The organism is Candidatus Enterococcus murrayae (genome assembly GCF_017315985.1).
Taxonomy (GTDB): Bacteria; Bacillota; Bacilli; order Lactobacillales; family Enterococcaceae; genus Enterococcus_A; species Enterococcus_A murrayae.
Genome location: NZ_JAFLVR010000047.1, coordinates 83,201 through 92,538 on the forward strand (window position 1 = coordinate 83,201; position 9,338 = coordinate 92,538).

Genomic DNA, 9,338 nt, shown 5'->3' on the forward strand with positions numbered 1-9,338 from the left:
TTTTGCTTCCGATGAATTTAATCATTGGAAGCTTTTTTTGATTGCTTATTCCCTAATTATTCTCTACTCTTAAAGAGACGAAATTATCAAAAAAATGAGGAATGTGTATGAAAAAAATTGCAATTATTGGAGCAGGACCATACGGACTGATTGTCCTAGATAGGTTAATTAAGCAATCTTCATTAAGTGAGAAAATTGAAATATTGCTTTTTGACCCAGATGGACCAGGTGGAAATATCTGGCGTAAAGATCAAAGCAATCAAGTTATTATGAATACCGTTATGCAGCATGTAACACTTTTTTCCAAAGATGAAGGGCCGAATCTTGCCGAATGGAATCAGACGGTGGCGCCTAACTATTTGTCTTCATTAAATCATGGAGAATTTTTTTCTGAGGAGACCAAATTAGGAAAAAATGATTATTGTCAGCGCCGTTATTATGGCATTTACCAATGCTGGTTTTTTGATGAGCTGATGAAAAATCTGCCAGCGAATGTTACTGTCGATTTGATAGAAGAGCAGGTTATTGATCTAACTGTAACGGAAAAAGAGATTTTAATTAAAACTACCAAGAATTTTCAAGTAGATGATGTAATTTTAGCGACGGGTCATTCTGCAAACTATCTGAATGAAACTGAAAATAAACAGCAAAAATATGCCGAAGAACATAATCTTTTTTATCAAGGACCAGGAAACCCTTCTGATACTCGACTGGATCAATTAATTGAGGGGGAGACTGTAATACTTCGCGGTTTAGGACTAAGTTTCTTTGATTATATTGCACTTTTTGTTGCTAAATGGGGTGGGAAATTCATCGAAGAGGATAATTGTTTAGTATATGCCCCCTCTGGAAAAGAGCAGCTCTTAGTTGTTGGTTCAGGAAGAGGATTACCCTATCATGCTCGTCCGAATAATCAAAAAAAGCCCGGAGAAGATGCTCAGCCGCAAATTTTAACGGAAACGTTTATGGAGCATTTTAGAGGAACTGCAGATAATTTATTTGATTTATTAAAAAAGGAAGCTGAACTGGTATATTATCAAAAAAAGCTGGCGAATACAGAGATTGATTTAAGTGGTTTTTTAGAAGAGTATCGAAAAGGTGAACGAGAGGTCGTCCTGTCTAAATATCAAATCTCTGACGAATTACGTTTAGATTGGACAGAACTTTTTGATCCGGCAAAAGAAATATTGCCCAAAGATTTTCCGGATTTCATTCAAAGCTATTTAAAAAAGGACATTGTTGAAGCTGAACGGGGAAATGTCACGGGGCCGATTGCTTCAGCGATTGATACCTATAAGGAGTTGCAGGAACCGTTTAATTTTATGTTAGATAACGAGAAATTTACGACAAAAGAATACTTTGAGGATTTCTTTGGCTCCTTTAATCGCAATTATAGTTTTTTGACGATCGGTGCTCCTGTCATTAGGCAAAAACAATTGTTGGCTTTAATTGAAGCAGGAGTCATTAAATTTTTAGCACCAGAAATGGACATCAAAAGAGTTAATGGAGAATTTTTGGCCTATAGTAAAAGGAATTCGCGTCATTCTTTTAGGGCGAAAAATTTGATCGAAGCTCGTTTGCCTGCTACTAGCTTGAAACGTACGAAAAATCCTTTAGTGATCCAAATGCGTAAAAAAGGCTATTTATCTTCACACAGCTTGACTGTTGATGGCAGCGAACATTTTACAGGAGCCATTCGAGTCGCTCGTAAGACACATCAAGTGATAGATCAAACTGGTGTTGTGCTCCAACATATTTATTGCTATGGAATACCGCTTGAGGGTCTGGATTGGCTGAATGCCGCTTCGCCAAGACCAAAAAGCAATGATCGTGTCTTTTATTTAGCCAATCAAATCGTTAATACAATTTATCGATAAAAAAGAAAGCCCTTTGGCTTTCTTTTTTATCGTGCGATTCTTTTTCTGCGAGCTTTTTTACGATTTTCATCGATTTTTGATTCTTTTTCATCAATTGGGTCAATTACTTTCTTTTTCACACCCATCACCACACCAGCAACTACTGCAGCTGCAGTTAAAGTACCTGTAACGAATCCTGAGGCAAATTTACGCATCGTTTCATCACTCCTTTCTGAGCAACATAAAATTTATGTTTGCTTTACGAGCTGTATACTTTTTTTATTGTTTCCTTCATTATGAAGCAAAAACGCAAAAATGAAAAGTTTAATGAATGGGAAATGGGCTTGCTTTTATTTAGTAAACAAATTATAATTTGTTTACTAAATAAAATAGATATGACAGGAGTAGATTAAATGGCAATTTTAGTTCTAGGGGGAGCAGGCTACATTGGTTCTCATACGGTCGATAAATTGATTTCACAGAATTATGATGTAGTCGTAGTCGATAATTTATTAACAGGGCATCGTAAAGCAATTCATCCTGATGCAAGATTTTATGAAGGGGATTGTCGAGATAAGGCTTTTATGATAGAGGTTTTTAAAAAGGAAACAATTGAAGGTGTCGTGCATTTTGCAGCCAGCTCATTAGTAGGAGAATCAGTAGAAAAACCACTAAAATATTTCAATAATAATGTAACAGGTATGGAGAGTTTACTAGAAGTCATGGAAGAGTTTGATGTGAAGAATATTGTTTTTTCTTCAACAGCCGCGACTTATGGTGAACCGGGTGTTTCCCCTATTACAGAAGAAGTTGCTACAAATCCGACAAATCCATATGGTGAGAGCAAATTAATGATGGAAAAAATGATGAAGTGGTGTGACAATGCCTATGGTATGCGCTATGTAGCTTTACGCTATTTTAATGTTGCGGGTGCAAAGAAAGATGCAAGTATTGGAGAAGACCATGAGCCAGAAACCCATTTAGTACCTATCATTTTGCAAGTTGCTTTGGGACAAAGAGATCATTTAACTATTTTTGGTGACGATTATGATACACCTGACGGTACATGTATTCGTGACTATGTCCAAGTAGAAGATTTAGCAGTTGCTCACATTCTTGCTTTAGAATATTTAAAGGCAGGAAATCCAAGTAACTTCTTTAATCTCGGTTCAAATAGTGGTTACTCAGTGAAAGAGATGCTAGATGCAGCCAAAGAAGTAACCGGTAAAGAGATTGCTGCAGAAGTTGGACCGCGCCGTGCGGGTGACCCAAGCCGTTTAGTTGCTTCAAGCAAAAAAGTTGAAGAAGCATTGGGATGGAAACCTGAGTATACGGATATTAAAGCAATCATTGAGACAGCGTGGAACTGGCATGTTAGTCATCCACATGGATATGAAGACTAGGGGGAAATAGCGTGTCAATCAGTCAAACGATAAGGGATTTTATCACATTATCCATTCAGTCAGGAGGTTGGATGGAAATGGATCGCTTATACTTAGAAAATCGAGTCATTGCTATGGTTGGAGAGGATTCTTTAGCTAAAGCTGAAGTTCGCGAAGTTACTGAGAGTGCAGTAGATTTAGTAGAACAGCTTTTGATAAAAGCGGAAAATAATAAAGTAATCACTGATTTGCAAGCGGAAAAAGATATTTTAGAAGCGCAGCTGATGGATTTAATGACGCCGCCCCCGTCAGTAGTCAATGCCTATTTTGCTCAGTACTATTCTAAAGATCCAGAACAAGCAACAGACTACTTCTTTCATTTGAGCAGAACCAACGATTACATTAGAACACGAGAAATTGCCCGCAACATTATCTTCCCCGCTGAAACTGAATATGGAGATTTAGAGATCACGATCAACTTATCTAAACCTGAAAAAGATCCGAAACAAATCGCGGCAGAACGCCAAGCGGTGAAAGTGGATTATCCTAAATGTATGCTGTGCATGGAGAATGAAGGCTATAAAGGGCGATTGAACTATCCAGCACGGACAAATCATCGAATTATTCGAATGAATCTTGATGGAGAAAGCTGGGGATTTCAGTATTCCCCATATGCATACTATGACGAGCATTGTATTATTTTATCGGAAGAGCATCGCCCGATGAAAATCACAAGAGCAACGTTCCAACGATTATTGAAAATTATTGAAGTTTTGCCGCATTATTTTGTCGGATCAAATGCAGACTTGCCGATTGTTGGAGGTTCTATCCTTTCCCATGATCATTATCAAGGAGGGCGCCACGTTTTCCCAATGGCTGTAGCAGAGATGGAACGAACTTTCGAGTTAAAAGACTATCCTACTATTCAAGCAGGTATAGTGAAATGGCCGATGTCAGTGATTCGATTGCAAGGAAAGAGTCAAAAGGATTTAGTTGAAGCCTCAAATATGATTTTTGAAAAATGGCAATCATATTCAGACGTAAAGTTACAAATCGTTGCTCGATCTGAAGATGGAACGCCGCATCATACGATTACACCAATTGCTCGTCGAAAGAATGATCTTTTTGAAATGGATCTTGTTTTACGTGACAATAATGTTTCTGAAGAGTTTCCTGATGGTATCTTCCATCCACATCCTGATGTGCAGCATATCAAGAAAGAGAATATCGGTTTGATCGAGGTGATGGGTCTGGCTGTTTTACCTCCACGCTTGAAAAGCGAACTAAAAGAGGTCGAAAGGTATTTATTAGATGAAGAAAATACTATTGCGGATTATCATATGAAATGGGCAAATCAATTGAAGAATGATAATCAAATTACGAGTGAAAATGTGACACAAATTGTTCAAAAAGCAGTGGGATCTGTTTTTGCGCGTGTATTGGAAGATGCCGGAGTTTTCAAGCGAAATGCGAAGGGTCAGTCAGGTTTCATGCGCTTTATTGAGTCTTTGTAGAAAGGGGCAGCGATGGCAACTATTCGAGATATTGCAAAAATGGCAGGAGTTTCACCTGCTACGGTTTCACGTGTGTTGAATTATGATCAAGAATTATCCGTCGCCCAGGAAACAAAGCAACGTATTTTTGAAGTGGCGGAGGAGTTGAACTATACAAAGCACAAACGTGCCAATAAAATCGGCAGAGCGGTGATTCGTCTGGTTCAATGGTATGATGAAGCAGAAGAATTAGCTGATTTATACTATTTATCAATACGTTTAGGAATCGAAAAAAAAGCTGAAGAGTTTAACATCCAGATTCGTCGTGAATCATTAACCGAGTTGTCGGATACTCAAGTTAGTGGAACGATTGCTCTAGGAAAGTTTGATGCAGAACAAATTCGTCAATTGAAACATATTGATGAAAATTTACTTTTGGTTGACTTCGATGGAATGAATATGGGACTAAATTCATTAGTGGTTGATTTTGATCAAAGTCTGGATTTAGTAATTGACCATTTTATTAGGCAGGGACATCAAAAAATCGGAATTTTGTCAGGTGAAGAAAAAACAAAGCACAATTTGCAGCCTATTGAGGATCCTCGACTTATTGCTTTTAAGCTTAAGATGAAACAAATCAATCTATATCGACCAGAGTTTACCATGACGGCACCCTTTTCTATGGAAGCAGGAAAAAAAGTAATGGCAGATTTTTTAGCTAATGCCCACGAGCTTCCCAATGCCTTATTCGCGTCAAGCGACGCATTAGCTGTAGGTGCAATGCAAGCGATTCAAGCTGCCGGTCTACGAATTCCAGAAGATATCTCAGTGGTGGGATTTAACGATGTCAGTGTGGCAAAGTATGTGTCGCCGGCGTTATCAACGATAAAAGTTGAAACTGAGTGGATGGGCGAATTAGCAATCCTAACAATTTTGGAATTGGCTAAAGAATTTTCGCCAGTTCCAAGAAAAATCATGCTGGGAACGAAACTAATTCAGCGGGAGTCATCCAAATAAATTGGAGCAGCCTATTTTGCTGCTCTTTTTTGCTACCAATTAATGAAATCAGAAATTGTTAAACAGTTAGTAGGAAAGCAAATATGGTTTGTGTTAAAATATTGCTATCTTAAATGCGAGGAAATGAACTTTTATGAAATTATTAGCGATAGATACATCCAATCAAACGTTAGCTGTGGCTGTTTTAGAGGACGAGAAAGTGTTGGCTCACTTTCAATTAAATCGAAAAATGAATCATAGCTTAACACTAATGCCAGCAATCGAATCTGTGATGGAAGCCAGTGGGCTGAAGCCAACTGATTTGGATCGAATCGTCGTAGCAAAAGGACCAGGATCATATACGGGTATCCGAATTGCTGTAACCACTGCGAAAACACTGGCTGAGACATTAAAAATCGAGTTAACTGCGGTTTCTAGCTTAGCTGTAATTGCCGGAAATATCCGTACAAGTAAATTAATTGTTCCGTTGATGGATGCACGTAGGAATAATGTATATGCAGGAGTCTATCGCTGGGAAAACCAACAGTTAGTAACTGAATTAGCAGATCAACACATTTCATTAACTAATTTATTAGATCAGATTAAAGAACCCGCTTGGTTTATCGGAGACGCAAGCAAATTCAAAGAACAGATTGAATCAACTCAATTAACTGCATTGATTTCAGAAGCAGACGAACTAAACTTGCCAAACGGGATAGTCTTAGGAAAATTAGGATTTCTCGCGGAACCGATCGAGAATGTTCATGCTGTAGTGCCAGAATATTTAAAACGTGTAGAGGCTGAAGAGAAGTGGCTGGAAACACATCAACTAGAGGACGAAAATTATGTTGAAAAAATTTAGCGGTCTAGTAAAAACGATATTGTATGGGAAACAGTATCCCTTTAGTGCAAAGTATATAAGCTTAAGTGATGAAGAATATTTATTAAGAAAAATCATTGACCAAGATATTAAAGAGTTGATTGCACTAGAACGCGATGTTTACTTTGGTGAAACTCCTTGGACGAAAAGTGCTTTTCTATCAGAAATACATTCCCCTATCCCCCATTTATATATTTGTATTGTAACCAAGAAAGAGGAAATTGCGGGCTTTATTGGTAGTCGTTTGATTGGAAATGATACGCACATCACTAATATCGCGGTGGGAACGAATTTTCAAAATCGAGGTATTGGCAAGCTATTGATTGACGAAGTAGAAAAATTCGCTATAATGAACGATTGTGAAACTCTGTCATTAGAAGTACGACTTAGTAATACGGATGCTCAACGTTTATATCGAAGACTGGGTTTCTCAGCTCGGAATATTCGCAAAAATTATTATACTGAGAATAATGAAGATGCTTTAGACATGATCAAACGTTTGGAAGTGGGATAAGTTGGAAAATTTGGCAAAGAAATTTTGGGAGATCAGTCAAGCCGCTTATACTGATGGCGCTTCTTGGACTGCTGATCAATTTGCTAGTGATATGAGACAATCTCATAGTCATTATTTTACCGAAACATCGGAAGTTGTTGCTTTCTTAGGATTCCATCAAGTTTGTGATGAGATAGAAATCACTAATATTGCAACAAAAGATAAAGGTCATGGTTATGGAAAAAAATTAATGAAGCGCCTAATTAAGCATGCTGAATCGCAGAAAATAGTGAGTATTTTTTTAGAAGTACGTGCTTCGAATCAAGAGGCGCGTCTTTTTTATGAAAAGTTTGGTTTTCAAGTAATCGGAACAAGAAAAAATTATTATCAGCACCCTCAAGAGGATGCTATAATGATGTCTTTGAAAGTAGGTAACGCAAATGAATGAAACAGAACTTATTTTGGCAATCGAAAGCAGTTGTGACGAGACGAGTGTCGCAGTAGTTGAAAATGGAGAGAAGATTTTGTCTAATATAGTTGCGTCGCAAATCAAAAGTCATAAACGTTTTGGGGGAGTTGTTCCTGAAGTTGCGAGTCGGCACCATGTTGAACAGATCACGATTTGTATTGAAGAAGCGTTAGCTGAAGCGAATGTGACTGCCGAAGACCTTCAAGCAGTTGCGGTAACTTATGGACCTGGACTAGTCGGAGCACTATTAATTGGCTTGAGTGCCGCTAAGGCTTTTGCTTGGGCAAATGGGTTGCCACTATTGCCAATCAATCATATGGCTGGGCATATTTATGCAGCACGTTTGGTTGCTCCCTTGGAATTTCCCTTGATGGCTTTGTTAGTTAGCGGCGGACACACAGAGTTAGTCTATATGACAGAAGATGGTTCCTATGAAATTATTGGTGAGACCAGAGATGATGCTGCTGGTGAGGCTTACGATAAAGTTGGACGTGTTTTAGGATTAAGCTATCCTAGTGGAAAAGAAATCGATGAATTGGCGCACCAAGGTAAGGATATTTATAATTTCCCAAGAGCAATGATTAAAGAGGATAATTTTGATTTTAGTTTTAGTGGTTTGAAGAGTGCCTTTATTAATCTAACGCATAATGCTGAGCAACGAGGAGAAGAATTAGACAAAAAAGATCTAGCCGCAAGTTTTCAGGCAAGTGTCGTTGAGGTATTAGTTACAAAAACGATCAAAGCCTGTGAAGCTTATCCAGTAAAACAATTGGTTATAGCTGGTGGCGTAGCAGCCAATCGAGGTTTACGCGAAGGAATGTCTGCTGCAATGAATGTTAAATTGCCAAAAGTAAAACTGATTGTTCCACCGTTACGGTTGTGCGGGGATAATGCAGCAATGATTGGAGCGGCTGCCCATGTTGAACTACAGAAACACCATTTTGCGGATATGAGTTTAAACGCTAAACCAAGTTTAGCTTTTCAACACATTTAACCTCTTGCTATAATGAGCAAAAGGATGTGATGAGATGGAGAAAAAATGGCAAAAAGCCTTTTCGCTTGAAGAAAGACCTACATTAGAAGACATGAAAGAATTTGCTGAGGCTACTTATTTCAAAAAAATATTGGACTATTTAACTGAAGAGTATCAGCCCAAACTTTCAGTTGAATACTCAAAAGAAAAAGGATCGTTTGGCGGTTGGCATTTAAAGACTAAAAAGTATGGAGGCAATATCGGTACGATTTATCTTTGCGATGGCTATGTGAGAATGATGGTCGTTGTATCAGAACTTTTTGAAGAAGAGCTATCAGAAAATATTTTTTCAATGTCTGAAGAAGTACAAAAAACATTTAAGGAAAGTAAGCCTGTGATGGGTGGATACTGGTTTGTTGTAGACGTCATCTCTGAGAAAACTTTGGAAGATCTCAAATATCTAGTTACTTTGCGTGTTCGAAAATTAAAGAAAACATAGTTGTTTAAAGGTCTGAGACATTAACTTGTCTGGACCTTTTTTATAGGTAATTGGGGAATGGAAGGAGCTTTTTCAGAAATTACTCGAAATTTATCAAAATTCAAGGTGCAATTATCGTAAATATTTCCTTAGAAAAATAGGTTAGTGACTTCCTTAAAAATTGAGGAAGTTTTTTTGATTAAAATTGTAATTGTAGTTGAAACTTTTTCTTTATTCAGTTATTATGAATAAAAATGAATTACTTGGACGAAAAAAAGAATTAATATTCATTTAATGGAGGGATTACAATGAATAGTA

General features: G+C 37.7%; 10 protein-coding genes. 9 read left to right on the plus strand and 1 reads right to left on the minus strand.

What is annotated here, in order from left to right:
- The first annotated feature begins 107 nt into the window (after window positions 1-107).
- Window positions 108-1,877, plus strand: coding sequence for an FAD/NAD(P)-binding protein (locus JZO85_RS17780; protein ID WP_207109849.1), 1,770 nt, complete (start codon window positions 108-110; stop codon window positions 1,875-1,877).
- 26 nt (window positions 1,878-1,903) lie between these two features.
- Here the strand turns inward: JZO85_RS17780 and JZO85_RS17785 are convergent, their stop codons facing one another.
- Window positions 1,904-2,071, minus strand: coding sequence for a DUF3042 family protein (locus JZO85_RS17785; protein ID WP_207109850.1), 168 nt, complete (start codon window positions 2,069-2,071; stop codon window positions 1,904-1,906).
- 198 nt (window positions 2,072-2,269) lie between these two features.
- On the opposite strand from JZO85_RS17785, the gene galE reads away from it, so the two are divergent.
- The 8 genes from galE (at window position 2,270) to JZO85_RS17825 (ending at window position 9,041) form a co-directional block, all read left to right on the plus strand.
- Window positions 2,270-3,259 carry a UDP-glucose 4-epimerase GalE gene (galE, locus tag JZO85_RS17790; RefSeq protein ID WP_207109851.1) on the plus strand — a complete coding sequence of 330 codons (990 nt, stop codon included), beginning with the start codon at window positions 2,270-2,272 and terminating at the stop codon, window positions 3,257-3,259.
- Between the two features lie 11 nt (window positions 3,260-3,270).
- Window positions 3,271-4,752, plus strand: coding sequence for a UDP-glucose--hexose-1-phosphate uridylyltransferase (gene galT / locus JZO85_RS17795; RefSeq protein WP_207109852.1), 1,482 nt, complete (start codon window positions 3,271-3,273; stop codon window positions 4,750-4,752).
- 12 nt (window positions 4,753-4,764) lie between these two features.
- Window positions 4,765-5,748, plus strand: a complete 984-nt coding sequence (locus tag JZO85_RS17800) for a LacI family DNA-binding transcriptional regulator (RefSeq protein WP_207109853.1) — start codon at window positions 4,765-4,767, stop codon at window positions 5,746-5,748.
- A 133-nt stretch (window positions 5,749-5,881) separates the two neighbouring features.
- A complete protein-coding gene (gene tsaB / locus JZO85_RS17805) occupies window positions 5,882-6,589 on the plus strand; it encodes a tRNA (adenosine(37)-N6)-threonylcarbamoyltransferase complex dimerization subunit type 1 TsaB (RefSeq protein ID WP_207109854.1) in 708 nt (235 codons plus the stop codon).
- Window positions 6,573-7,121, plus strand: coding sequence for a ribosomal protein S18-alanine N-acetyltransferase (rimI, locus tag JZO85_RS17810; RefSeq protein WP_207109855.1), 549 nt, complete (start codon window positions 6,573-6,575; stop codon window positions 7,119-7,121). Before tsaB ends, rimI (JZO85_RS17810) begins: the two co-directional genes overlap by 17 nt.
- A 1-nt stretch (window position 7,122) precedes the next feature.
- A complete protein-coding gene (rimI, locus tag JZO85_RS17815) occupies window positions 7,123-7,548 on the plus strand; it encodes a ribosomal protein S18-alanine N-acetyltransferase (RefSeq protein ID WP_207109856.1) in 426 nt (141 codons plus the stop codon).
- On the plus strand, window positions 7,541-8,563 hold the full coding sequence (gene tsaD / locus JZO85_RS17820; protein WP_207109857.1) for a tRNA (adenosine(37)-N6)-threonylcarbamoyltransferase complex transferase subunit TsaD: 1,023 nt from the start codon (window positions 7,541-7,543) through the stop codon (window positions 8,561-8,563). The genes rimI (JZO85_RS17815) and tsaD overlap by 8 nt, the downstream gene beginning before the upstream one ends.
- A 34-nt stretch (window positions 8,564-8,597) precedes the next feature.
- Window positions 8,598-9,041, plus strand: coding sequence for a DUF3788 family protein (locus tag JZO85_RS17825; protein ID WP_207109858.1), 444 nt, complete (start codon window positions 8,598-8,600; stop codon window positions 9,039-9,041).
- Window positions 9,042-9,338: the final 297 nt, after the last annotated feature.